General features: G+C 39.6%; 22 protein-coding genes, 1 pseudogene, 1 riboswitch and 1 other annotated feature (1 of these 25 running past the window's edge). Of the genes and pseudogenes, 16 read left to right on the forward strand and 7 right to left on the reverse strand.

Annotated elements, in window-relative coordinates:
• Positions 1 to 175, forward strand: a binding site (T-box leader) (it extends 49 nt beyond the left edge of the window).
• A gap of 66 nt (positions 176 to 241) precedes the next feature.
• Both tyrS and ACOZ9X_RS07725 read left to right on the forward strand, forming a co-directional pair.
• Positions 242 to 1489, forward strand: coding sequence for a tyrosine--tRNA ligase (tyrS, locus tag ACOZ9X_RS07720; RefSeq protein WP_423417670.1), 1248 nt, complete (start codon positions 242 to 244; stop codon positions 1487 to 1489).
• 435 nt (positions 1490 to 1924) lie between these two features.
• The gene (locus ACOZ9X_RS07725; RefSeq protein WP_423417671.1) at positions 1925 to 10219 is read left to right on the forward strand and encodes a carboxypeptidase regulatory-like domain-containing protein; all 8295 of its coding nucleotides are present in this window, start codon (positions 1925 to 1927) and stop codon (positions 10217 to 10219) included.
• A 122-nt stretch (positions 10220 to 10341) separates the two neighbouring features.
• Here ACOZ9X_RS07725 and ACOZ9X_RS07730 read toward each other — a convergent pair whose 3' ends face one another.
• Together ACOZ9X_RS07730 and ACOZ9X_RS07735 are read right to left on the reverse strand one after the other, a co-directional pair.
• A complete protein-coding gene (locus tag ACOZ9X_RS07730) occupies positions 10342 to 11265 on the reverse strand; it encodes a S66 peptidase family protein (RefSeq protein ID WP_423417672.1) in 924 nt (307 codons plus the stop codon).
• 111 nt (positions 11266 to 11376) lie between these two features.
• Complete coding sequence (locus tag ACOZ9X_RS07735) at positions 11377 to 12462, reverse strand: nitric oxide synthase oxygenase (protein WP_423418245.1); 1086 nt, start codon at positions 12460 to 12462, stop codon at positions 11377 to 11379.
• Positions 12463 to 12577: 115 nt separating this feature from the next.
• On the opposite strand from ACOZ9X_RS07735, the gene ACOZ9X_RS07740 reads away from it, so the two are divergent.
• The 4 genes from ACOZ9X_RS07740 to ACOZ9X_RS07755 all read left to right on the forward strand — a co-directional run bounded on the left by ACOZ9X_RS07740 (position 12578) and on the right by ACOZ9X_RS07755 (position 15330).
• On the forward strand, positions 12578 to 13048 hold the full coding sequence (locus tag ACOZ9X_RS07740; protein WP_423417673.1) for an NUDIX hydrolase: 471 nt from the start codon (positions 12578 to 12580) through the stop codon (positions 13046 to 13048).
• 24 nt (positions 13049 to 13072) lie between these two features.
• The gene (locus tag ACOZ9X_RS07745; protein WP_423417674.1) at positions 13073 to 13543 is read left to right on the forward strand and encodes an HIT family protein; all 471 of its coding nucleotides are present in this window, start codon (positions 13073 to 13075) and stop codon (positions 13541 to 13543) included.
• An 18-nt stretch (positions 13544 to 13561) separates the two neighbouring features.
• Complete coding sequence (locus ACOZ9X_RS07750) at positions 13562 to 14122, forward strand: GNAT family N-acetyltransferase (protein ID WP_423417675.1); 561 nt, start codon at positions 13562 to 13564, stop codon at positions 14120 to 14122.
• 71 nt (positions 14123 to 14193) lie between these two features.
• Positions 14194 to 14297, forward strand: a riboswitch (purine riboswitch).
• Between the two features lie 169 nt (positions 14298 to 14466).
• The gene (locus ACOZ9X_RS07755) at positions 14467 to 15330 is read left to right on the forward strand and encodes a 5'-methylthioadenosine/S-adenosylhomocysteine nucleosidase (RefSeq protein WP_423417676.1); all 864 of its coding nucleotides are present in this window, start codon (positions 14467 to 14469) and stop codon (positions 15328 to 15330) included.
• A 37-nt stretch (positions 15331 to 15367) separates the two neighbouring features.
• On the opposite strand, the gene ACOZ9X_RS07760 is transcribed toward ACOZ9X_RS07755, so the two are convergent.
• Positions 15368 to 15796: a MarR family winged helix-turn-helix transcriptional regulator gene (locus ACOZ9X_RS07760; RefSeq protein WP_423417677.1), complete on the reverse strand. Its 429-nt coding sequence runs from the start codon at positions 15794 to 15796 to the stop codon at positions 15368 to 15370.
• A gap of 166 nt (positions 15797 to 15962) precedes the next feature.
• Between ACOZ9X_RS07760 and ACOZ9X_RS07765 the strand changes: the two genes are divergently transcribed.
• On the forward strand, positions 15963 to 17204 hold the full coding sequence (locus tag ACOZ9X_RS07765; RefSeq protein WP_423417678.1) for an MFS transporter: 1242 nt from the start codon (positions 15963 to 15965) through the stop codon (positions 17202 to 17204).
• A 272-nt stretch (positions 17205 to 17476) separates the two neighbouring features.
• Here ACOZ9X_RS07765 and cyoE read toward each other — a convergent pair whose 3' ends face one another.
• Positions 17477 to 18391: a heme o synthase gene (cyoE, locus tag ACOZ9X_RS07770; RefSeq protein WP_423417679.1), complete on the reverse strand. Its 915-nt coding sequence runs from the start codon at positions 18389 to 18391 to the stop codon at positions 17477 to 17479.
• A 195-nt stretch (positions 18392 to 18586) separates the two neighbouring features.
• Positions 18587 to 18895: a DMT family transporter gene (locus tag ACOZ9X_RS07775; protein ID WP_423418246.1), complete on the reverse strand. Its 309-nt coding sequence runs from the start codon at positions 18893 to 18895 to the stop codon at positions 18587 to 18589.
• 196 nt (positions 18896 to 19091) lie between these two features.
• Here ACOZ9X_RS07775 and ACOZ9X_RS07780 point away from each other — a divergent pair.
• A pseudogene (locus tag ACOZ9X_RS07780) lies at positions 19092 to 19345 on the forward strand (hypothetical protein).
• A 126-nt stretch (positions 19346 to 19471) separates the two neighbouring features.
• Here the strand turns inward: ACOZ9X_RS07780 and ACOZ9X_RS07785 are convergent.
• Positions 19472 to 20182, reverse strand: coding sequence for a hypothetical protein (locus ACOZ9X_RS07785; protein ID WP_423417680.1), 711 nt, complete (start codon positions 20180 to 20182; stop codon positions 19472 to 19474).
• Between the two features lie 125 nt (positions 20183 to 20307).
• On the opposite strand from ACOZ9X_RS07785, the gene ACOZ9X_RS07790 reads away from it, so the two are divergent.
• The 7 genes from ACOZ9X_RS07790 to ACOZ9X_RS07820 all read left to right on the forward strand — a co-directional run bounded on the left by ACOZ9X_RS07790 (position 20308) and on the right by ACOZ9X_RS07820 (position 24213).
• On the forward strand, positions 20308 to 20553 hold the full coding sequence (locus ACOZ9X_RS07790; protein WP_423417681.1) for a hypothetical protein: 246 nt from the start codon (positions 20308 to 20310) through the stop codon (positions 20551 to 20553).
• A 63-nt stretch (positions 20554 to 20616) separates the two neighbouring features.
• The gene (locus ACOZ9X_RS07795; protein WP_423417682.1) at positions 20617 to 21030 is read left to right on the forward strand and encodes a MarR family winged helix-turn-helix transcriptional regulator; all 414 of its coding nucleotides are present in this window, start codon (positions 20617 to 20619) and stop codon (positions 21028 to 21030) included.
• On the forward strand, positions 21021 to 21368 hold the full coding sequence (locus ACOZ9X_RS07800) for a DUF3147 family protein (protein ID WP_423417683.1): 348 nt from the start codon (positions 21021 to 21023) through the stop codon (positions 21366 to 21368). Before ACOZ9X_RS07795 ends, ACOZ9X_RS07800 begins: the two co-directional genes overlap by 10 nt.
• A gap of 36 nt (positions 21369 to 21404) precedes the next feature.
• The gene (locus ACOZ9X_RS07805; RefSeq protein ID WP_423417684.1) at positions 21405 to 21599 is read left to right on the forward strand and encodes a DNA-binding protein; all 195 of its coding nucleotides are present in this window, start codon (positions 21405 to 21407) and stop codon (positions 21597 to 21599) included.
• 34 nt (positions 21600 to 21633) lie between these two features.
• Complete coding sequence (locus tag ACOZ9X_RS07810; RefSeq protein ID WP_423417685.1) at positions 21634 to 22563, forward strand: GNAT family N-acetyltransferase; 930 nt, start codon at positions 21634 to 21636, stop codon at positions 22561 to 22563.
• Between the two features lie 33 nt (positions 22564 to 22596).
• Positions 22597 to 23511, forward strand: coding sequence for an alpha/beta fold hydrolase (locus ACOZ9X_RS07815; RefSeq protein ID WP_423417686.1), 915 nt, complete (start codon positions 22597 to 22599; stop codon positions 23509 to 23511).
• Positions 23512 to 23652: 141 nt separating this feature from the next.
• Positions 23653 to 24213, forward strand: a complete 561-nt coding sequence (locus ACOZ9X_RS07820) for an AAA family ATPase (protein WP_423417687.1) — start codon at positions 23653 to 23655, stop codon at positions 24211 to 24213.
• Positions 24214 to 24282: 69 nt separating this feature from the next.
• On the opposite strand, the gene ACOZ9X_RS07825 is transcribed toward ACOZ9X_RS07820, so the two are convergent.
• Complete coding sequence (locus ACOZ9X_RS07825) at positions 24283 to 25218, reverse strand: sigma-70 family RNA polymerase sigma factor (RefSeq protein WP_423417688.1); 936 nt, start codon at positions 25216 to 25218, stop codon at positions 24283 to 24285.
• Between the two features lie 160 nt (positions 25219 to 25378).
• Between ACOZ9X_RS07825 and ACOZ9X_RS07830 the strand changes: the two genes are divergently transcribed.
• Positions 25379 to 26140 (forward strand): serine hydrolase, encoded by a 762-nt coding sequence (locus tag ACOZ9X_RS07830; RefSeq protein WP_423417689.1) that lies wholly within the window; start codon positions 25379 to 25381, stop codon positions 26138 to 26140.

Here is a 26140-nt window from a genome sequence, read left to right on the forward strand (position 1 = left end):
AGAGCTGATGGTAGGTGTGAATCAGCACAAAGATCATGTGAATTACATTTCCAAGAGCTTTCTTCGTCATATCTATATGACTTAGAACGGGAAAACCGTTATTTACATTTGAGTGGAAGAATGATTTCTTCAATTAGGGTGGTACCGCGTGTAAAAGTTAGACCACGTCCCTTCAGTATAGGGATGTGGTCTTTTTTATTTTATAAATGACATTTTGAGATCTTAAGAGGAGGAAAACAGGGTGAATCAGATTATGGCACAGTTGAATGAGAAGCAACGAATTGAAGTGAAGAGGCAAATGGACATCTATAAACAAGGCGTTCAAGATATTATTCCGACAGAAGAGCTCGAAACCAAAGTAGCGAAGTCTAATTTAGAGAATTCTCCTTTAAAAATTAAACTCGGACTCGATCCTTCAGCTCCAGACGTTCATCTTGGTCATACGGTAGTGTTGAACAAATTAAGGCAGTTTCAACAGAACGGTCATATTATTCAATTGATCATTGGTGATTTTACAGGAAAGATCGGTGACCCTACAGGGAAATCTGTTGCTAGAAAACAATTAACGACAGAAGAAGTAGAGCACAACGCAAAAACGTATTTCGAACAGTTTGGTAAAATTATAGATATGGAAAAAGTAGAGCTGCACTACAATTCCAAATGGCTTTCAAAGCTGAATTTTGAAGATGTGATCAATCTTGCTGGTAAAATTACGGTGGCAAGATTGTTAGAGCGAGACGATTTCGATGAGCGAATCTCAACAGGAAAGCCGGTCTCGCTGCATGAGTTCTTCTACCCGCTTATGCAAGGCTACGATTCCGTGATGCTGGAGTGTGATATTGAGCTCGGCGGGACCGATCAGCATTTTAACATTTTAATGGGTAGACACTACCAAGAGAAGTTTGGAAAAGAAAAGCAAGTTGCTATGCTGATGCCGCTCCTCGAAGGATTAGACGGTGTTGAAAAGATGTCGAAATCCAAGAAGAACTACATCGGAATTGATGAAGCTCCGCAGGACATGTACGGAAAGGCGATGTCTATTCCAGATTCACTCATGACGAAGTACTTTGAACTTGTGACGAATTTTTCGCCAGAAGAACTTCAACGTGTGAAGGGTGAGATCAAGAGTGAGAAGATGCATCCGCGTGATGCAAAGATGCTTTTAGCAAAAACCATTGTGGAGATGTACCACGGCGAGAAGGCAGCTGAGACCGCGGAACAATACTTTATCACTGTTTTTCAACAAGGAACTATGCCTGATGAGATTCCAACGGTAGAGTGGAGTGGTGCAGCTGAAGTACCGGTTGTTGACTTAATTGTTGAACTGAAGATGCTCACTTCAAAAAGTGAAGCACGCCGAATGATTGCCAACCGTGGGGTTAAGATCAACGGGGAAAAGGTAGAAGATACAAATCAACTAGTTTCGGTTGAAGACGGGTTAGTTGTTCAAGTAGGCAAGCGTAAATTTGTGAGAATAAAAATAGGATAATGCGAGATTAGAAGGAAGGACCATTTGGTATGGTTCTTTTTTCATGTTGTTGTTAGGGCATTTGGCTAGAAGTATTGTTAATTTTTGTGAAGTTGCCGATAAAGGCGGAAAGTTGCCGATAAAAACGAAAAGTCGCCGATATAATCCAAAAGTCGCTGATATAACTTTAGAATCAAGCTATAAAACTACATCACTATTTTCTTGAAAAATAGACTCCTAACGTGCCAAATCAGACAAATCGTGAATATTTATAACATATAAGGCTCTTTTCTCAAAATTTGTTGTATTTAATGGTTAGATTGATGTGTGGCCTGTGTCCTGAACATCTTTCTTACTTGGCGTGCGAGCATTGGTATTCACATACACATGCTCCCATAACTACTTCACTATAAAAATTGCCAATAGATAAATTTAAGGAGTGTAAAAAATTTATATATGCCATTTCCAAGTAATATTCAATTTACCCCACTTAGTGTCGGTGGACAACCTTATTTTGATGTTGTAGGTGATGAATCTCCAGCAACCACAGACCTTGTTGGTAATGCGCAATTTCCCTCATTTTATGTTGCGTATGATAGCACAAATGTTTATTTTAGAATTCGTTTGAACGATGATCCGAGAAATAATGCCTTAACGGCTTTTCGTAACTTTGCTTGGGGTGTTTTGATTAACACAACAGGTGTGCCAGGGACATATAACTGGCTTTTGACGGTTAACGGAAATCTGCAAAGACTCGAGCTTATCCAAAATACGATTGTTCAGTTTAACTCGTGGACAGATCAGGCAGAAGGTACGAACGGGCAAGGTGCACCAAACTTTTCACAACCGATCGTGAACTTTGATTATGCAAGGGTAACGCCAGCTGATTCGAGCTTAGGCGGAAACCCGGATTTCTTTTTAGACTTCTTTCTTCCTGTTAGCGTTTTGTTTTCTTTTTTAGGAATCAACGCAAGCAGTCCTCTTCAACTAATATCCTTCACTTCAGCAAATGCCAACAACTACAATAAAGATTCTCTTCGAACCTCCGAAGGTTTTCAATTTCAGAATGCCCTTTCCAACCCTATAACGCCTGAAGAGGTGAATGTCCAAGCAAAACTAGCCGTTTCTAAACAGCTGATCTCAGGACCTACCACCATCTTGGCTGGGGAATCTGCCACATATACGGCTAGGATTACCCTTTCCAATTCTGGTAAAAGTGCGGCAACCACTGTATTTGTACGCGATGTTCTAGGTCTCGATCTAATCTCGAATTTTACACTGATTAATGTGGGAAGCGGGAATGCCGTTTATGATTCTGTTTCGCGAACACTTAGCTGGAACGTTGGGAATTTGGCTGCCGGGACGCAAACAACGTTAACATTTTCGGTAACCGGTATCTTTACAACTGCAGGATCTAGGACGCTCGAGACGGCAACAACAAGCGGAATTGATAACTTCACAGGTAAGACATTGCCGGTATCTGCGGCAACAACGGTGATTTCTGTTCAAACTACCGGCGGTATCGTGGGAAGTGTAAAAGACGGTTCAACAGGATTGCCATTAACGGGTGTATCTGTTCTTCTTCAACAAGGTGTTACAACGATTGGTATTACAACAACAAATGGAAATGGAGAATATAGTTTTACAGGATTGATTCCGGGTTCTTATACAGTGACATTCTCTTATCCTAACTATGCTACGGCCGTACGCGGTGCTACTGTTACAAGCGGCAATATCAGCCGAGTTGAACTGCTCTTAAATCCACTTCCAGCAACAGTAAACGGGACAGTTGTTGGGACAGGATTCGGTCCTTTGCAAAATGCGGTTGTTAGACTGACGGACACTTCGGGTGTAGAAGTAGCCACTGCAACGACCGATGCTCTAGGTCAATACAGCATTTCTGGAGTTATTCCTGGACACTATACGGTCAGTGTAACGGCAACGAACTTTCAATCTGCATCAAGAGGAATTGATCTTGCTCCCAATGAAACGGAGACAGCTGATTTTACGTTGGCTATTAATCCAGCTGGAATCTCAGGAACTGTAACCGATACAAACGGCGGTACGATTTCTGGTGCAATCGTTGAAGTTTTAAATGAAACGGGGATCGTTATTGCAAGTACGACGACTAATGGTGCGGGACTTTATTCCTTGAACAATCTCGCAGGTGGCACGTACCGTGTCCGTTTTTCTGCAGCAAGCTTTGGCACACAGCTTCTAGGTACAACGTTAACAGCAGGACAAACGACTACGCTGAATGCAGCGCTTCCGCCTAATACCGGCATACTAACGGGTATTGTTCGGGATGCAGGGACGAATGCGCCTCTTTCTGGAGCTAGTATTCGTGTGATCAATTCGAGCGGGATTATAATCGCACAAACTTCCTCTAATGGAGGAGGAGAGTATGTCGTTGAACAGCTGCCTCCGGGGGTTTATTCTATTACGTTTTCTGTTAATGGCTACGGTACGGTTATAGTTGGGGCAACCATTCAATCTGATACAACGACAACAGTCTCAGCAAGTTTATCAAGAATCGTAGGGTTAGTTACTGGTACAGTGACGTCCAACGTGGGCTCACCTATTTCAGGTGCCGTTGTAGAACTCTACCAAAATAACATTCTTGTAGGATCTACCGTCACAGATGCTAATGGCTTCTATACGATCAATAACTTAATTCCAGGTTCATACACGCAAGTTGTTACGGCGCCAGACTTTTCGAGTAATACGACGGGAGTTATCATACAAGAAAATAATACGACATCTATTCAAGTGCAGCTTCAGCCTAATCCAGGAACGTTGACAGGACTCGTCGTAACGAATGGCACGCCACTTGCCGGAGCTACGATTGTGGTGAGAGAGAGTGGTTCGGGAACCGTTGTGTCAAGAACGGTTGCTGACGACCAGGGCAGGTATACGGTTACAAACTTAGTCCCAGGAACGTACGCTGTAACAGCTTCTCAAGACAACTATCAAACATTGGCGCTAGGAGCAATTATCAATTCTAACCAAACAACAAATGTTTCGTTTAATCTTGCGCCTAATCCTGCAGCGATAAATGGAACTGTTTTTAACAGTGTGACAGGAACCCCCATTACAGGAGCTTCTATTGAGATAAGAATTCTAAATCTTAACGGAACGACGATTGCTTCAGCATTCACTGATCCAAGCGGAAATTATACCGTTTCAAATTTAGCAACAGGCACATATGCGGTAGTGGTTAGTGCTGCTGGTTTTCAGACGAATACGGCAACGGTTTTATTAACAGCTGGAGAGACAGAGACAACGAATATTGCACTTGCACCGTCACCAGGCAGTATTTCTGGAAATGTGACAGGATCTGGTGGACCAATCAACGGCGCTACGATAAGAATTACGGATCCGAACGGATTAACCATATTGACGACCATTTCTGACGCAGAAGGCAACTATTTAATCACTGGTTTAGCGCCAGGGTCTTATAATGTGGTCGTTTCAGCAACCGGATTTCAGACAAACCTAACAGGTGCCATCGTACAGCCGAACTTAATCACGATATGCAATGTGGATTTGCCGCCAAATCCGGGAACGATTGAAGGTCAGATAACACCTGCTTTTGGAGGCGGAACGATTCAGCTTTTTACAGCGGATAACATTTTAATCAGTTCTGCAACAACCGCTCCTGGAGGCGTGTTTCGTTTCGATTCAGTTGCACCTGGACAATATACGATAACAGCGTCACTAGCAAGTTACCAGACAGCCGTTGCCGGAGTGAGTGTTTTTGCGGGTCAGACCTCTGCTGTTTCACTAAACCTTCAGCCTAATCCTGCCTCTGTTTCGGGACAGATTAGGAGTACATCTGGTACACCGATAAAAGATGCAATCGTGCAAATTTTGGATGCGAACGAAACGATTATTGGCATAGGAACAACTGACAGCAACGGCAACTATTCCATCGGAAACCTGCCTCCTGGAACTTTTCAGGTTAGTATAACAGCTGAGAACTTTTCATCGCTTATAGCAGGGGTCACGACAACGCCAGGACTCGTTATTTCCGGAGCGAATTATCAGCTGACACCAAATCCGGGCGCGATTGCCGGTCAGGTGACCGATGAAAACGGAAATCCACTTAGTGGTGTGACAATCATTGTGCGAACTACAAATGGTGCATTCATAGGATCTGTTGTAACATCGCCTGCAGGAAATTATATTGTAAGCAATCTTGCACCAGGCAGCTATACGGTTACGGGGAACAAAGATAACTTTTCCACGGTAACAACAGGTGCTATCGTCACAAGCAACCAAACGGCAGGTGCTAATATTCGGCTATCAAGCATCGTTGGAGACGTTTCAGGCCAGGTCGTTGACCAGGACGGATTTCCGGTTACGGGAAATAACATTCAAATCCGTCTTCTGCATGCATCAGGCCAGCTGCTTCGATCATTTCTTGCCAATCCGGATGGCACATTCATCATCTTGGGTTTAAGTCCAGGCAGGTATTTTATTAACGTTACCGCAGACACATACAGTGCAAATACGGTTCCAGTCGATGTAGTTGCAGGAATAAACGTGCAAGTGACTGTACCTTTGACATTATTGCCAGCTACTGTAAATGGTCAAGTGGTCAATGCCAATTCTGGTGCACCGATACCAGGTTCTGTCATCTTGGTCACGACCGTAAACGGAATCTTTATCAGTCGTTCTGTTAGCGGCAGTAACGGAGAATTTACAATCTCAAACCTTCCTCCAGGAAATGCGATCATCAGCACATCTGCAGATAACTTTGGATCGAATACGGCCACATTATTTCTTAACCCGAATGAAACGAAAAACATTACATTGCGTTTGTCACCAACACCTGGATCGTTAAGCGGATTTGTTACTGATGTTATAACGGGTAATCCGATACCCGGAACCATTGTTATTGTTTCTACGGATACGGGTGCAGTCATTACGACTGCTGTAGCCGATCAATTTGGTCAATTCTTGGTTCCTGATCTTAATCCAGGATCGTATCGTGCAACAGCAACGGCAGACGGATACACTACAAATCTAGCAAGCTTCACCATTCTACCTAGTACGACGAGTGTACTGAGCTTTGCACTGTCTCCTGTACCAGGTGCCATTTCCGGTGTAATCAGTGACAGGCAGAGTGGTCAACCGCTAGCGGGTGTATCGGTTATCGCTAGACAGCTTTCCGCAGCCGGTCCAATTGTCGGAACGACGCTTACAAACAGTGACGGGCAATATGTGTTCGCAGCACTTTCACCAAACTCGTTTACCATCGTGGCGTCTTTACAAGATTATGGCTCAGAAACAGCATCTACCGTTGTTCAGCCAAATCAGACATCGACTTTAAACATTCTGCTTACAAACAGTCCAGGTGCTGTTACAGGTATTGTTACGGATGAAGATTCAGGGGATGTTCTATCTAATGTACTGATTCGTTTGTTTACCAACACCGGTGTTCTCATCTCTTCTGTACTAACAGATCCAACTGGAAGTTACTTTATCAATGGTTTTTCAGCGGGACAATACAGGTTAGTAGCTGTAGATCCTCGATATCAAAGAGAAGAAATAACATTTACAGCTGGACCTGGGATAACAGCTTCTGTAAACATTACTTTAAATCGTATTTTAGGCACCATTGCTGGAAAGATTACAGATGCCCAAACAAATGGACCGCTTGTAGGAAGTGTCGTCTTAGTCTTCCGTACATCTGATACAGATCCAATCGCGAGGGCAATAACAGACAGCCTCGGAAACTATGTTGTGACGAGTCTTCCGCCTGACACGTATAACGTTGTGGCGACTGCGGTCAATTATGCGCGTAACTCTACTGGAGCCACCGTTTTAGCGGAACAGACCACGATTACGAATATCGCTCTCATTCCAAACCCCGCAACCATTCGGGGAACCGTTCGAAGCACTTCGGGTGATCCGATCATAGATGCTACGATAAAAATTGTAAACTTAAACGGGGTAGTTGCTGGAACAGCTACATCAAGCGCAGACGGAACGTATGAAATATCTAACCTTGCGGAAGGTACGTACACACTTGTTGTTACAGCTCCTTTATATGCAAACGTCAACGGTGGAATTACACTTAGACCAGGGGAAATCCGGTCGAATGTAAACTTCACACTTGAACCAAATCCAGGCAATGTGCAAGGTGTTATTCGGAACGCAGAGACAGGTGATCCCGTTTTAGGTGCTGTACTTAGCGTGATCAATTCTATCGGAATCATTGTCCGTACGACTACGACCAATTCAGAGGGCGCATATCTGATTACTGGTTTAGCTCCGAATACGTATACGATAAGTGCTGATAAATTCGGATTCGCGCCTAACACCGTTGGAGCAATTGTCACAAGCAATCAGACAACAAATGCTTCAATTCTTATATCTGCCATTAAAGGAGATATACAAGGTTCGGTTGTGGATGCGGCTGGAAATCCGATCATAAATCATCAAATTTCTATAAAACTGACAGATACAAACGGTGTGATCATCAGGACGCTTATCACAAATAACGCAGGAGAATTTGCGTTCCTTGATGTGCAGCCGGGTGAATATTTGCTCAACATTACCGCACAAGGATATCAAGCAAAAACAGTACCTGTTATAGTTGTAGCTGATCAAGTAACACAAGTAATTATTAATCTATCATCTGCATTTGGAGCTGTACGCGGAACTGTTGTTGAAAGAGAAACTGGAAACCCGATTAATGGAGCGAGAATAACAGTAACAGATATCGCCAACATCGTAGTTGCAACGGGGATAACAGACAGCAATGGACAGTTCTTCATTACGAATCTAGCGTTAGGATCGCTAAATGTATCTGCTTCAAAAACAGGATTCGGAAGCACAACAAAAGGAGTAATCGTTCAAGATGGTCAAATTACGGAAACGCGTCTAGAGTTAGTATCAGAACCAGGAAATCTAACCGGTGTTATTTTAAACCAGCTCACAGGCAATCCGATCCCGGGAGCATCTATCCGAGTCATTGACAGCACACAAAGTACCGTCATTTCCTTACTGTCTGCTGATAACGGACAGTACTCGGTCTCTGGTTTGGCAACAGGACGCTATCAGGTGAATGTAACAGCCATAAACTTTAGTTCAAACTTATCTGGAGTAATTATCTTAGCGAATGATACGACAGTAGACAACGTAGCGTTAAATCCGGATCCAGGAAGCTTAGCCGGAAACGTCACAAGTCTTACTACAGGTCAACCGATACCAAACACATCTATAGAAGTCCGTGCGTTTGGTGTTGCCGGTCCTGTTATAGCGGTAACCGTAACGAATAACGAGGGCAGATATCTGGTGAGCAATCTTCCACCAGGGGTATATACCATTGTTGCAAACGCACTAGGTTTTGGAACAGCAGAAGCGAGTGAAGAAGTACTCAGCAATCAAGTGAGGATTCAGGACTTAGTGATGCTCTCACAAATTTCAGCCGTTCGGGGAAGGGTAACGGACGAAGGTGGTCAACCACTGGCAGATACACTCATCTCTCTTGCGAAGGATGGAGCTTCCGTAGTCGTTCAGGTTCAAACAGATATAGATGGCCGATATTTTATCAGTCAGATCGATGCAGGATCTTATACCATTGTTGCGCTCAATACAGACTTTCAGCAGTCACTTCAATCGTTTACAGTCGCGCCTGGAGATACAGCAACCATAAACTTTGTGTTGATCGGCAATCCTGGCACCATCGCGGGAAGGGTGACTGATCGAGAAACGGGTCTTGCGATACCTGGTGCTGTCGTATTTATTTTTAACAGCAATAGTGAGCCGATCACGAGTGATGTAGCAGATGAAGGTGGTAATTATTCTGTAACGGGATTGGCACCAGGAACGTATTCCGTTCGGGCAACAGCCACTCGCTATGCCAGCAATGCAAGATCTATAACTGTTACCGCTGGAGCCGTAACAACCGCTGATTATCAGCTCGATGGAAATCCTGTAACCATTAGGGGAAGCGTCACATCCGATACCAATTTACTTTTACAGGAAGTTCTCGGTATGGGCAGCGATGTTTTGGGCATACAAGCAGTTCCTTCAGCAGATCAAGCCGTCATTCTTGCAGCGTTCCCAGTCATAAATGCCGTGGTGTCTGTTTTTGATGAAAATGGACTACTAGTTGGCCGTGGGGCAACCGGACCAAATGGAAACTATGTTATTGGATATTTGCCGGCAGGTACACTTACCGTCACTGGATCAGCACCTGGATACGAGGATTCTACACAAACCGTAACCGCGTTGCCAGGGGATGACTTAACGGTGAATTTTGAACTGAGTTCAGGCTCTGTATTTGGTTCACTACAAGGAATAGTCATCAATGCATTTACTAGACTTCCAGTTTCTGGAGCAACCGTAATTTTGCGGGAAGGTGTGTCAACTTTCGAAACGGTAACAGGAGCAGATGGAAGCTTTAGTTTCGTAAGATTAGCAGCAGGTGTGTATACCATTACAGTTGCACAGAATGGTTATAGATTGTTCTCAGGATCAGTGACAATTGTAGGTGGGGAAACAACGGAACTGACCATTATTCTTTTACCAAATCAAGTGTCGAACGGTGTAATTGTACTCATAAACGGTTCGCCTCTCTGCATCCCTGGAAGCGGCTGCCCGACCATTTTTACACTTGTAAGAATCGATCAAAATTCAGGTTGCACCGTATTAGCCTTTTATGTTGACAGTTCAGGAGGTCCAGTCCGCCGAACACTTGTCATCGGTTTGGATTGTGCTTCTCTAGTAACCTATTAACAGCCTCATCAAAAAGAGATTGACCTGCACACCATTTATTAAGTGCACAAAGGTCAACCTCTTTTTAATTTTTTACGGATTTGATATTCGTGAGAGCAGAAAATGAACTTGAATTTTATCTTTTAGGGCCTTACTGCCGGTTCAATTACGGTCAGTGAACGGTTGTATGTATTCATGTTCACGTTAACACCGAGTGGAACCGCTGCTTTATAGAAGCCATGCGAACTTGCAAGGTTTACCAACAATGGCTTTCCTAGTGGAACGATGAATTCATCGATTACATTTTCAAACGTCTTACCATATGCAGGCTGACATTGTGTGCATTCTCCTATAATGATTCCGATACAATCATCAAATTTACCAGCGAGCTTTAAATGATTCAAATATCGAAAAACGGTATTTACCGGCTCGTGTGTATCTTCAAGAAATAGTATTTTTCCCTTTGTGTCTATTTCATAAGAGGTTCCTAAACTATCGACTAATGATGTAAGATTTCCACCCACTATAACCCCTGTAACATTGCCTGGAACTTTACTTATAAGCGGGATATCTGGAGGATTCATAATCTGCCATGGTGCAGTTGTTCGTGTGATGCTGTTAAAAAACTGGTTAAAATTATAGGATGGGGTACTTGAACGGAAATCTAGAAGCATCAGACTTTGGAACGTAACGAGATCTGCAAGTTGATATAGAACATTGATTAAGATGGTAACATCACTGTACCCTGAGATGATCTTTGGGTTGGTTCTGATTATATTATAATCGAGATAGGGAAGGATGCTTGCTACTCCCACACCACCTCGTGTTGGAAGGATCAACTTTACCTGTTTGTTCTGAAACATCTTCATCAAATCTGAAGCTCGTTGCTGTGGTGTTCCTGACAAAAAACCATTCGTTGCGTATACATAATCTCCCACGAGCACCTGAAAACCCATATTCTCTAACATTGTGATTCCTTGATTGATGATATTTGCTTCGAGTGGGCTACCTAATGTAACAATTCCAATGGTGTCGCCTTGCTGTAATTGCTGCGGTTTGATCGACATCGTAACAGCTCCTTTCGGAGAACCTAAATCTTATACGCTATTATATTGAGTAAAAGAAGATCATATGAAAAAACGTCCAGAAAACACGCTCTGAACGTTTTGATGAAGTGCCTATATATCTTTTGAATAAGGTTTATCTTGGTAAAAATAATTGGGTTTCACAATTTCATTGTTGTATGGCTTATGAAAGATGTGTGTTGTTGCAGGACTCATTGGTGGAATGAGCCAAGCCCAGTTACCTGTAACATTCCTGCCATTCTCTGATTCTTTCTCTTCAAATTTTTTGAACTGTTGAGCTGCCGTATGATGATCTACGATACTAACACCATCTTCTCGGAATGAATGCAATACAGCGATGTTCAGTTCGACAAGTGCCTTATCTTTCCATAAAGAGATTGAGCTTTTTGTATCTATACCCATGCATGAAGCAATCTTTGGAAGCATGTTGTATCGCTCTTCATCCGCTAGATTTCGAGCACCGATTTCAGTCCCCATATACCAGCCATTGAATGGAGCTGCTGTGTAACGAAGTCCGCCTATCTCTAAAGCCATATCGGATATGAAGGGAACACCGTACCATTTTAGCTCTAGATCTTTAAACCATTCAAACTCAGGGTGACGGAGCTCCACTTCTAAAGTTGAAGACTGTGGAAGTTCAAATAACCTAGGACGATTATCGTTTACTTGAATTACAATGGGCAAGATATCAAAATTTCCGTATTTTGGTTCCCAACCGAGTTCTATGCATTTTTCTGTAAATTCAATAGAAGAGGGGTCTCCAATCACACCATTCTCCATTTGATAGCCCGCATAACGAATCAACTGATGATTCCATATGCGCACATGGTGTGTCTTTGTTTGCGGAGGGAAAATGGTTATCGTTGGCCGAATTCGTCCATGGTTAGTCGCATAATTCATGTGATCTATGATTACCCTAAAAATTTCTTCTTCTGTTTCAACATGTCTCCGATCGAACGTATGCATCTGGTCCCAAAATAATCTCCCAATACAGCGATTGCTGTTGCGCCACGCTACTTTCGCACCATAATCAATTTCAAAAGCTAAGTGTTTATATGTACCATCTATTTGAATTTCTTTTGCTATTTCAGAAATCCGATCATCTATTTCGCTCTGTGTTTTATTTAACTCCTGATAACAGGATGTGATGAATGCTACTGCTTCTTGTAAAAGATTCATTTCCAAAATAAAGCCCCCAACAAAAATAAGTGTATTATTATAATAGCCTAGTTTAGAAGGAATTACCGCTTGTAAGTGTTACAAAATAAGAACAGTAAGAAAGGAAAAAAATTCAATGAGAGCGCCTTACCAGGTTCTGGTTATCCCTTTTATATGTAGTGAGAATGGTGTAGAGTATGCTATTTTAAAACGTTCTGATATGAAATATTGGCAAGGTATTGCAGGTGGCGGGGAAAATGAAGAAAATCCTGAACAGACTGCTAGAAGAGAAGCTTTTGAAGAAACAGGTCTAGATGAAGACTGTAGGTTAATCCCATTAGATACGGTAACTTCATTGCCTGTCGAACACATTGTTGGCCACTTTCTCTGGGGAGAAGATGTTCTCGTCATTCCAGAATATACTTTTGGTATAGAAGTCATTGATCAGAAACTAAATCTTTCCAAAGAACACTCTATTTACAAGTGGGTTAGCTATGAAGATGCTCTTAGTGCGTTGAAATGGGATAGCAACAAAACGGCACTATGGGAACTACATACACGATTAAAGAATAGAGACCACCAAAAGGAAAATAATGCTAAACTATAAAGGTTGAAGGAGGAGGTCATAAGAATGACTCATACAGATTGTTTAATATGTGAACGAATCGACATGATTCAAAAGGGTACCAATCCATATTTCGTAGCGGAATTAGAGACTGGTTTCGTCGTGATAGGAGATCATCAATATTTTAAAGGTTATACACTTTTTCTTTCCAAACAACATAAGACCGAACTGCATTTTTTAGAGTCAGAAGTGAAGAAGACGTTCTTACATGAGATGAGTATAGTAGCTGAAGCGGTTTATAACGCATTTTACGCTGAAAAATTAAACTATGAATTATTAGGAAATGGTGATTCTCATCTTCACTGGCATTTGTTTCCGCGAAGAGAAAACGACTCACCCGTTAAAGGTCCTGTATGGTGGGTAGATAAAGAAGAGATGTTCTCTGATAAAATAAGACCGTCTCAAGATGAGTTGGAAGAAATGAAGAACCGTTTGAATGGGGAACTAAGAAAGTTGATTTCTGTGACAATTCGTTAAAGAAAGGAAATGAATGAAATGAGTGATCATCCTATAATTGAAACGAACCGTTTGATCTTAAGAAAGGTAACTCATAATGATGCGAAGGATATGTTTTCTTATCTATCGGACTCTGAAGTTGTAAAACATATGGGCCTCGAACCTTATCAAACGGTTGAATCGGTTTATGAAGAAATAGAGTGGTATCATTCTATATTAAAAGAACAAACAGGGATTCGATGGGGAATCACATTAAAGGATTCCGATAGAGTAATCGGAAGCTGCGGATTTCTGAATAGAAACGCTAAGCATTTTCGAACAGAAGTAGGATTTGAACTGAATAAAGAATATTGGGGTAAAGGTATTGCTCGAGAAGCCTTAAAAGCAGTTGTAACATATGGATTTGAACACATGGAATTGGAACGAATCGAAGCACTAATAGAGCCCAATAATATTTCATCAAAGAGTTTAGTAGAGAAGATTGGTTTTTTTAAAGAAGGATTGTTAAGACATTATGAATACACATGCGGCAAATTTGATGATCTATTCATCTATTCTTTGTTAAAAGGTGATGAAATACATTTAAAATCCGAACATTAAACTATAAATATAATTTAATGTTAAGTTTTATGTTGAAAATAAAAACTATTATTGTTATATTAACAAAGTAACATACATAAAAACGAATTACTCGTATATGCTCGGTAATATGGTCTGAGTGTTTCTACCCGGTTCCCAATGAAAGAACTGGACTACGAGTTGAAGTATCAGGTTGAGTAGTTAAACTTTTGAAGAATAAGTACATCAGCTCTTCATTTAGCACGATTACTTTGTTTAAAGATACTTTAACTCTGGTGGTCTAGAGGTAGAACAAATCTACATTCTCTAGGCTATTTTTATTGAGTATATTGGAGTAATCCGTGACATCTGGAGGGTAATATTCAATGAAAAAATGCGGATTATTAGCAATTGCAGCGGTTTTATTTTTATCCGCGTTAGCTGGATTCGATTTCAACCAAACAGCATCTAGCAAAGAAAAAGCAAAACGACCGATCATCATTCAAGGGCCGATGCCGATCGAGGCTGAGAATTTTGCAAAACGACTAAAGAACGTAAAAGAAGAAAAGTCTGGAAACTTTGTTTTTTATAAAGGGACACTAAATAACTATCCGGTTATTGTTGCAAAAACAGGTAAGGGGATGGAAAATACAGCAGCAGCTACAGCTATTGCAATTGAAAAATATAAACCTCTAGCCATCATTAATCAAGGAACATCTGGTGGACATGATCCGAGCTTAAACGTTTTTGACATCGTTCTAGGAAAAAGAACGGTTAATCTGGGTTCTTTAAAGACACCTCACAAAGAATCAAACGAAGGAATTCACCCTACATCATGGATTCCAATGGACCTCATGGCATCAGAAGGAAGTGCCGGTGAAGATCCGAATGCAGAAAAAGCACGTTATTTTGAAGGCGATGCAACGCTCTTAAAAGCTGCTCATGCTGTAAAAGATAAGTATTCAAAAGGGAAAGTTGTAGAGGGTACGATCGGTTCTGCAGACGTTTGGAATAATGAAGTTGATCGTATCAAATGGTTCCATGAGAACTTTGGAACTTCTGTGGAAGAGATGGAAGGAGCATCAGCTGCACAAATTTCTAAAGCGTATGATGTGCCATTCCTCGGCATCCGCGTGCTTTCAAACAATAAGACAAATGGCGGTCAATATGATCCTACAACAGCAGCTGCGAATCAAGATTATGTATTTGAAGTGGTTAAGAAATATATCTCTATGACCAAAAATAAATAAGATAAGGAAAACCCCGCTAATCAAAATTTAGCGGGGTTTATTTTTCTAAAATAGCCTTATTGAATTTTTTCAGCAAATGACCAAACTGCTCTCGTTCTTCATCTGTCCAATCATCTGTAAGTACTTCAAAACGATCAAGTCGAGCTTTTTTATACTCATTAAAATCTTCTGTACCTGATTTTGTTAGTTGTAGGAAGTAAGCTCGGCGATCTACATGGTCAGGAACTTTATACACATATCCCTTTTTCTCAAGTGATGCAGCTTGTCGACTAACGGTTGATGTATCGAGCTGCAAGTTTTCAGCAAGCGTCTTTACACCAAGAGGTCCATGAACAGACAATTGGTGTAGAAGGAGGTAGGCTGATCTGTCTAGATTACCGATTTTGTTTTTGGATGTGATCGAAGTGACGCGCCTTACAAGAACAGCCATCTCAAGTTCGATCTTTTCGAGTATGGAATTTTTCATCGTTTTTGCCACCTTTGTATACAAAACTCTATCAACATGATAACCGATACATGCACGATTCAACAACTGAATCATAATTTGACAGCCAAGTAGTTGTAATATACAATTATATAGTTGTATTATACAATAAGTTGCAGAGGTAATAAAATATAAAGGAGATGTGAGAATGTCAACAAACACACAAAGTGTTGGTGGAGCTAAAGTTTCAGGAGTTTCTCTCGATAAACAAAGTTTATTTCATCAGCCGATCTCCGTATGGGCTGTTTTTTTCGCTTGTATAACAGCTTTCATGGGAATGGGTTTAGTAAACCCAGTTTTACCATCTATCGCGGAAAATCTTCAAGCATCACCAAGTGAAGTGACGTTACTTTATACGAGTTATAATGCAGTGATGGCTTTTGCCATGCTTATAACAAGTACGGTTTCATCTAGACTCGGAAATAAAGGTACATTATTGACTGGGGTATTTATTATAGCGACAGTATCTGCGCTAGGAGGTTTTGCTGATAACATCTGGACATTAGTGGGACTCCGCGCAGGGTGGGGACTAGGAAATGCACTATTTGTAGCAACAGCACTAGCTGCGATCGTATCTCTTTCAAGCAGTGGAACTGCTAAAGCAATTATTTTATATGAGGCAGCCGTAGGTTTAGGAATCTCAATCGGACCTTTACTGGGTGGGACGTTAGGTAGTATTTCATGGAGGTCTCCTTTTTTAGGAGTTTCGACTCTCATGATTCTTGCATTCATGATCCTTATGATTTTGATGCCTAAACCAAATGTACAGACAGTGGTGAAGAAGAAACGGACGCCTTTATCTGCACCGTTTAAAGCTATGAAACATCGCTCACTTCTGGTACTAGGGATTGTTGCTGCACTATATAACATTGGATTTTTTACAATCATGGCTTACGCGCCCTTTGTTTTAGGATTACATCCGAAGGGATTAGGTTATGTGTTCCTAGGTTGGGGGACGTTGCTAGCGATCACCTCTGTATTCATGGCACCAAAGCTTGAAAGGACGTTCGGAACGGTAAAATCTATGGCAATTATGCTTTTGCTGTTTGTAGCCGACCTTGTAATCATGGGACTATTTACTTCAACTCAATCGGTGATCATTTCTGCGATCGTTTTTGCTGGGGCAATCTTGGGCAATACGAATACCTTAATTACAACAGCTGTGATGGAAGCGGCACCTGTTGAACGTTCGACTGCGTCAGCAGCATATAGTTTTCTTCGATTTTTAGGAGCTGCAATATCTCCTTACATGGCGGCAAAACTTGCTGAGATCTTTAATCCACATCTACCGTTTTATGTAGCTGCTGGATTTGTATTCTTATCTATCGTTTTCATCGGTTGGAACTACAAACATTTGGCACATGTAGATCGTATGGATACAGCACATTAATAAATAGTAGAGAAAAAGCCTGCTCCGATAGTTTGAGCAGGCTTTTATGATAGTGGAGATAAATGAATCCACGAGTTTTGATTCTGAATCCAAAAGTTTATGCAGTTTATCCACGAGTTTTGATCCTGAATCAAAAAGTTTATGCTGTTTATCCTCGAGTTTACAATCCTCGACACCGTTCGACTCTAACGGTCGTTGCCAAGCACTTACTGCTCAGTCAAAATAAGAGGGCCTACAAATGAAAAAGGTTCGGAATTATCCCGAACCTTTTTCTAATTTAATATAAAAATACCAACTAACGAGTAGACGATCACTGTTGAAAACAGAATTGTCATATGGATTAGAGAATAGATGAAGAGAAGCTTTGCCCATTTCTCAGAATCCTTGTTTTTCTTATAGCCATAGATACTTAACACGAGCCATCCAACATTCATAAGAAGTGCCACTAACGTTAAGCCTAGGCTTAATGGTAGGAACAAGAAGCTCGTTAAGCTCAGTAACACAAGATAGATGTTGGTTTGTGTATACGTTCTTTTAACCCCTTTTACAACCGGAAGCATCGGTATTCGAGCCGCCTTATATTCATCATGTCGGCGAATGGCGATGGCATAGAAGTGAGGCATCTGCCAAATGACCTGGATGATGAACAGTGCTGCAATCGCGGGGTGTGCAAGTGTTCCAGTCATTGCTGCCCAACCGATAAGGGGAGGCATCGCACCTGAAATACTGCCTACTTCCGTGTTATAGATCGTTCTTCGTTTCGTCCACATCGTATAGGGAACGACATAAAAGAAAAGACCTAAGAAACCTAATAGTGCCGCAAGCGGTGTTGTGAAGGCAAGAGCAACAATACCAAGTACAGCCATAATGCCAGCGAGTGTTATAGCAAATTTCGTATCAATCTCACCTGTAACCGTAGGTCGGCTCTTCGTTCTTTCCATGATCGCATCAATATCGCGGTCATATACATTATTTAACGTACCAGCAGCACCTATTACTAAAATTGTTCCGATCAATGCGAATACAACATCAAGCAACTTAGTGCCAGGATCGATATCGTACGTATATAATGCCAGCGTAAGCCCGGCAAACATAGGAACGAGGTTAGACTTAATGATTCCCGTTTTCACAGTTTGTGACAGAATCGCTGACCATTTTTGTTTTTCTACTTTCAACGTTTTTTCCATACTATAAGACACCATCTTCACAATAATTCTCTCTCTATATTATCCATATAGTGTAACCTTAAATCCATTTCTATTAAAGCACTAAATGAATTCCCAGTTCAAATAATAGAACACCTTAAGACACTTTACACAAAGGTTTTGTGAACGTTCTGTGAGGTTTATGTGATAGAAATGTGATACAAACGCTTACGTAGCTTATAATCGCTCCGTTTCATTCCTTTGTTTTTTATTACCGATATATATAAAACGAAGTGCAATGAACATCAAAAGGATCGCGAGCATGCGTTCCCAAGTGAAGGGAACAAGCTGCCACTTAGGCGCTTCAAAGACCTTTAAAATGTTACCTTCACCAAAGAAAAGAATAAGAATGGCTAACAGGAGTGCACCTGAGAAAAAGGTTAAAAACGCAGCTTCATACGTACCTAATTTTCTGCTGAAAGCTCCATTAATAGAAGATTGAGCATTAAGTATTATACGCCTAATAATAATCCTAGAAGAATTAATAAGTGCATGTTGTAATCCCTTCCTTCCTAAAAAATGAGCAGCACCTAATTACAGAACGACAATTCCTAGAATAAAGGCACCCACAAAAAGTTGTAAAAACTGCTTTCTAGATACTCATAAAAATTGGAAAAAAATGAAACAAATCAGCTTCATAAATCGTCATATGAAGTAGAAAACAAATAAGAGGGAAGTAAAGATGGAATCAATTTTGTCAGTCCTTGTCCTCGTAACATTGATATTCTTCATTACATACGTCATACGTCAAAGACGAAATCAGGGGATTACAGGTTTGAGAATAGCTTTAACATCAATCTGTTTTTTCTTGATCGCTGTAGTGAATCTTTTAGCATACTGGTTTGATTTTCTTAGGATATGGAGCTGGGGGCATCGGTCGTTCTTTTATTGTTAGGTGCTTACTTTACTAAATACTTGCGACTTATTGAATCTTAAATATTTTGTATGTATGAATCCAATATTTCAACTCTTTATTATTAAGTGTTGCGTATGCAACACTTTTTATAATTGAGTGAACAGGATGATTATTATTAACTTAGTATAATCACTTGAATATTTGACCTACATCATAACTTTTTTAGCTTTTATTTGTTTCCTTAATTGTTTTGGTAAAGGAACATACTTCATGTTTGTTTTCATGAAGAAATACTTGTGGAAGAACTTTACCGATAAGTAAGCAAAAAACAAACAGAAAAATGAAAAAATAGTCAGGGGATATGCGATGGTAAGTATAGGATAACTTCTGGCAAAATACGCGTAAATAATATAACCAATGCCAAAAAGAATCATTATAAAGTAATCTCTTTTAGGATTTAGTTTTTCTTCTCCAAAATTACTATGTACGTTCGAAAATTTTTTGACTTGGTACCAAATCTGTTGTGCAACAAATAAGGAAAAAATCAATAAACATATAATGAAGAAAAGAGGAGAGGAGAATTTAAAAATAAGATAGTAAAATTTTTGGACAACCACGAAATTACATAATGAACCAACAACGCCTAAGCATGCTGTATAAAGTATGGGTTCAAGTATCATGTTTTCAGTATTTCTAAGTAATATCGTAAGTGACCAAACATTAATGATTACGACCAGCGGAATGGTAATCCAAAAGGTGGGTTGGTGAGGTGCCTGAACTATAAAAATGAGGGAGATTATATCCAACAAAATAAAAGTAAAACCAAATATGCTATGTTTGACATGATACATTACATTTAAATGCGTCTTATAACGCTCAGGTAACTTTCTATATTTAATAGAACGGTCTATTTTCAATTTTACTTTCTCCCTTCCCAAGAAATCACCTGAAAAATTAAATTTTAATGATCCTGCATATTTCTAGTTTACCAGTTTGTTATTAGTTTTTTCAATTTTGAATTTAAACGAAAGGAGCCTGATTAATGAGAAAGCACATGGGCGTTGCTTCAATAGTAATTCTTTTAACCACGTTACTGATATTACAATTCGTCATTGAGAACCGATTAAGCGAGATTGGTTTTACCATCCTTTTAGCAGGAGTGATTTTAGCATTTATTACCGCTTTAATTAGTACGAAAGGATTCTGGCGTTCTACAGCTTTCAGTGGGATCGGTCTTTTTTTTATTATCTTTATTTTTGGAGTGTTATCTTTTATCGGAATAATATAACTCTTCTTTTATATCGTGTTATAAGATATAATCCTAGTATACGATAAAAAAGAGGTGCTAATTATGCCTAGTTCGTCAAAATTAAATCAATATTGGACAGACATCTACTTTCATTTGCATTATCCACATGGTGAGAAAATAACGCATCAGATGGTACGAATTCTGCAGTTAATTGATAAAAAAGAAAGAGTAGTTGTAAATGATGTAGCAAATAATCTTAATATCTCTCACAATACGGCTTCTGAGCATGTGAAGCGGATGATTCAGAAGAATTACATAAAAAAGAAACGCGATCGGGAGGATGAACGAAAAGTTATTCTTCGATTAACGGATATTGGGAAAAAGGTACTTCATGAGAATACGAGTTTAGATGAAGAAAAGTTGAATCATATTTTCAGTCAAATGGACGAAGTTGAAAGAGAGTTAATCACGAAAGCCTTTAAACTGCTAAGTGAGCGTGCGAAATCATGTATGTAATTATGAAAATCCTAATTTCTGCAGGAGTTATTGCAGCAGTTACCGAAATTGCTAGGAGGTTTCCTAGTTTTGGCGGAATCGTGGCGGCTCTTCCACTTGTAAGTTTATTAAGCATTATCTGGCTTTATGTACAAGGAGAGCCAACCAAAACGTTAAGCAAATTTGCCCTTGGCGTGTTATGGGGGTTTCCGGCGACTGCCGTTTTATTAGTGATTGTTTATATTTCTTTAAATCACTCCTTCTCATTAATCACCTGCTTAGTATTAGGTATTAGCGGTTGGTTAGTATGTATATTGCTTCAAGAGGTAGCTATGAAGTTCATAAAAACAATAATCTGATCACCAAACATTAATTTTCGTCAAAAAGGTGAAAATATGCAAAACACAAACCTACCATCAAGATTAGGAAAACCCGCTGAAAGAGCTTTGACATCTGCAGGCATATCTTCAATCGAGCAACTAACAGATTGGAGGGAATCAGATCTTAAGAAATTACACGGAATAGGTCCAAAAGCGATGGGACAGCTCCTAGCTGCACTTCAAGAAAGAGGACTGACTTTTAAGAAATAATAAATTGTTTATACATAAAAAGGAGAACGCTTACATGTTATATCAGACTACACTTGTAAAAGCAGCAATAAGCGATGCAGTACAGTTAACAGCCATTATGAAAAAAACGTTTGATTACGAAGCAGAAAAATGGCTTTCGAATCGAGACACCATTGATTTCAATATCCAGCCACCAGGATACACATCTATTGAAATGACCACGTATATGATTAGAGAATTAGAATATTTCAAAGTTATGTACGATGGCATACTTGTTGGAGGAATCATAGCCACCCTCTCAGGAAAGGCATACGGCAGAATTGATCGAATTTTTATCGATCCAGATTATCAAGGTAAAGGGATTGGTTCTTCAGTTATTAACTCAATTGAAAAAGAATTTCCATACGTAAGAGTTTGGGATCTTGAAACGTCGAGCAGACAGCTTAATAACCATCACTTTTATAAAAAGATGGGTTATGTTGCGACCTTTGAAGGTGAAGAAGAGTATTGCTTTGTAAAACATATTAAGCAGCCGGTTCAGCTTGAGAGTGTGATAAAAAATCAAAACTTTTCTCATCAGCAATTTGAAAACTCTGATCTAAGTCATTCTGAATATTACCACGTTACCATGGAAGGCAGTTCGGTAAGCAATAGTAATGTAAGTCATATACATATGAGTAATTGCAATTTAAGTCATTCTAAGTTTCAGAATATTAACTATAGAAACACGATGTTTGCGGATTTGAACTTATCAGAAAGTGAATTCATTTATGTGACGTTAGGTGGCGCGCGATTTAAAGATTCGAATCTTGGTGATAAAGCTAGTCCTCTTACGTTCGAAAGATGCGACCTAACGGGTTCAAAACTAGTAAATTGTGATCTTAAACATGTTGAAATTGAGAAAAGCGATATTACGGGTATGAAGATCGATAACATTCCTGTTGAAGATTTGCTTCACTTGTACTATCAATCTAGTAAACAATAAGAACTTCATGAAAAAAACGAAAGGCGATGAATAATGATTCAGCAACTTAACGGTCAAGAAATTGAAATTAGAGGCAAAAAGTTATATGTAGAACGTTATGGTGATCTTGATAAACCAGCCATACTTTATCTTCATGGTGGTCCTGGGGAAGGGTGTCACGATTTTTCCTTCCATCAAGCTGAAAGATTAGGAAAGCATTTCCATCTAATTTTAATAGACCAAAGGGGAGTTTGTCGTTCGGAGAACATTAAGAAAGGAGAACCCTTTGGCTTTCAAGATTTGATTGATGACTGTGAAGCTCTTAGAGAACATTTACATATAAAAAAGTGGTCACTCATCGGTCATTCATTTGGTGGCTTTTTAGCACTAGCTTATGTACGACAGCATCCTGATTCTATAGAAAAAGTAATTTTCGAGGGACCCACTTTTGATTTTGAACGAACATCTCGAAGTCTTATTAAAAAGACTGCACAATTATTAAAAAAGTACGGCAAATACGAACTTTACGAGAAAGGTTTGTTGCTAGCTGAAGGGGAGAATTATTCGATACGCGAACTAACAGAAGAATATATGAAGTTGAGTGATGAGTTAGGTGAGCACCGGATGGAGATCTATCGTCATAATCATAATAATCCCACAGACTACTATTCTTTTTATTCTGAGGATGAGTGGGACGTATTCTACGATCGGTCAGAGCATCACTACAACGTATTAAGAGAAGAAGGCAAGATATTTGATTCTTTACTGAATGAGATTCAATATGTGAAAAATCCAATGTTATTAATTGTTGGAAAATATGATGCTTGCACGTGTGAAAAACATTTTGAGGTGTTCGAAAGAGATGCTATTAACGGAGAAACCTTTATCTTTGAAGAAAGTGGTCATACTCCTCATTACGAGGAAGCAGAAAGATTTAAAGAAGTTGTTATTGCATATCTGCAATCATAATATGAAGAAGGCCATGGTTCGTTATTGGTCTTCCTTTTTATTTTTGTTGGGTTTTTGTGTTGGTAATTCGGTTTGTTTATAGAATTATTTTCCTTTTTATAGTAGCATAGGATAAACAATTTAACAGGTAGAGGTGTAGGGATGAAACTCGTTTTATTATTTGGTCCACAAGCTGTTGGGAAGATGACAGTGGGACATGAATTAGAGAAGGTTACAAAATTAAAGCTTTTTCATAATCACATGACGATTGATCTTGTTACACCATTTTTTGATTACGGTTCTGAGGAAGGGAAAAGATTAGTGAACTTGTTTCGTTCAGAGATTTTTCGAACTTTTGCTAAGAGTGATCAGTATGGAATGATTTTTACATATGTGTGGGCGTTTAATTATAAAGAAGATTGGGAGTTTGTTGAAGGTGTGTGCCAGGTGTTTGAGAAGGAGGGAGCAGAGGTCTATTTTGTCGAACTTGAATCTGATCTAAACACAAGACTGCAGAGAAATACTACACCTCATCGTCTTGAACACAAGCCTTCTAAACGAAATCTAGTATGGTCGGAAAACGACGTAAGAACATCAATGGAAAAGTATAGGTTAAACTCTTATGAAGGCGAGGTTAAAAAGAAAAATTATCTTCGCATCAACAATACAAATTTAGATGCGTATGAAGTGGCAATGCTTATACAACATACATTTAAACTCTAACTTTCATTTTCAAGGAAACTCCTCTTCAGTGTGCAAAAATCGCGAAGAGGAGTTTTAGTTATATACTACTTATTCTTTATCCCAATTTAATGGAGGTTTGTTTAATTGTGGCTTGTACCCTAGTTCTTTTGAAGCTGCCACTATAAATTCTTTTCTGAAAAAGAAGCTTCGATGGTAAACAATTCTGTTGTTTTCGACTTCTTGATATTGAATATCGTGGACGACTTTACCTTGATCTGAATCAGCTAAGACGACGATTACTTGTCTACCCCAAAGCTCACATTCAACAGCTTGATGACCTGGTAAGCCGTATGCAAGTGAACCATTTATAATCTCTTCTTTATTTACTTCTAAGAATCCTAAGGATGCTTCGTAATGTGCATGGTCACTTATGAGTGAAAGCATCCCATCAAGATCACCATGATTAAATGCTTTCAAATAGGCTTGTAACGTCTTTGATTTTTGAGGTGAATTTTCGAGTTTCGGTTTAATCAAATGATCTCTATTGGTTTGTAATTTATATTTCATTCTTCTCACTGAGGCATATACAGCCCCAGGCGTTGTTCTTACGATACTCGCAACTTCGTCTGCTTGAAAGCGAAAGATCTCCAAAAGAAGAAAAACTGCAGTTTGTCGTGGGGAGAAGAGATCTTCTAATTTTTGAAGAGCTTCTTCTAGTTCCAAACCATCCGAAAATTCTTCATAGGCTTCATATTCTTCATGTAACTCTCCAAGTGTTCGTTTTTCTTTACGACATTGGTCGATCCAAGTGTTGGTTGCAATTCGAAATACATATGATTTTAAGTTAGTTGGATGCCATCTAGTAAATAATCCTCCTAGTACTTTGAGCATCGTTTCTTGATATAAATCCTCACCATCCCAAGGTGAACCCGTAAGGTATCTGCAATAGTTCCATAGTGAATCACTGAAGTCTTGAATTTCTTCGTCAAACTTTTGGCGTAATTCATTGGATTGCGCGTGAAGTGTTTTCGTTGACTGAGACATGTTATAACTCCCTTCTTGATTGCCGTTCACTATATACAACGATTATCCTAATGAGAATTATACGCTTTTTTGGAAGTTTTTTTAAAAAAGTTAGAAATGAAGTGTGTTATCGTTAAGTTGAATAAAAGTTACAATCATATAATGTGAAGGAGTAATCTAGATGCAAAGTGTAGTTACATCAGTAAAGACCGTAGAATCCGATCAAGTAGGTATCATCATCTATTCAACGAAAAAGCAAGAAGTTGTATGTTCACTCAATCCTAACTTGATCGTTCCACTAGCTTCAGCTGCAAAAGTGGTTATTGGATATTGTGTAACAAAATGGGTGGAGAGAGGATTGTTTCATTGGAACGATTTAATTGAGGATTTTCAACTCGATAAAGAAGAGAACAGCGCTGTTTTATTTCCACATTTCCAAGGGAGAAGGTTCTTGTCTTTAGGTAATCTTGTCGAAGTGATGATCGCTTCCCACGATAGTAAAGCTGCTGATAGCCTTGTGCAATTTTGTGGAGGGTGGCAAAAGGTAAATACAGAGATAAATAGAGAGTACAAACACATAAATCTTACTTTAAATCCTCGAGATGTTGAAAATAGGGGGAGAATTAGTGAAGTGCTTTTTGTATTAAAAGCCATATTTGAAGGGTATCACCGTCATCCGCAATTATGGTTACCTGTAATGAATGGTCTAGTTCGTCCTCAAGATCACATAGACGGAATTCCAAACCATATGTTGAACCATATGAGCGGAGGTTTAGAGAACTTAGTGGTGGATATAGGGATTTTAGGAGAATTTAATCAATATCCATTGCTCTATGTTTTAGGAGCTAATGATATTCCAAATCGTTATACGAATACTTTTTCTGATGAAAGAATAGTAGAGGCTATGAGGTTGTTGTACAACGAATACATAAGGAGAGAGTGA

Source organism: Fictibacillus nanhaiensis (assembly GCF_049537595.1).
GTDB lineage: Bacteria > Bacillota > Bacilli > Bacillales > Fictibacillaceae > Fictibacillus > Fictibacillus nanhaiensis_F.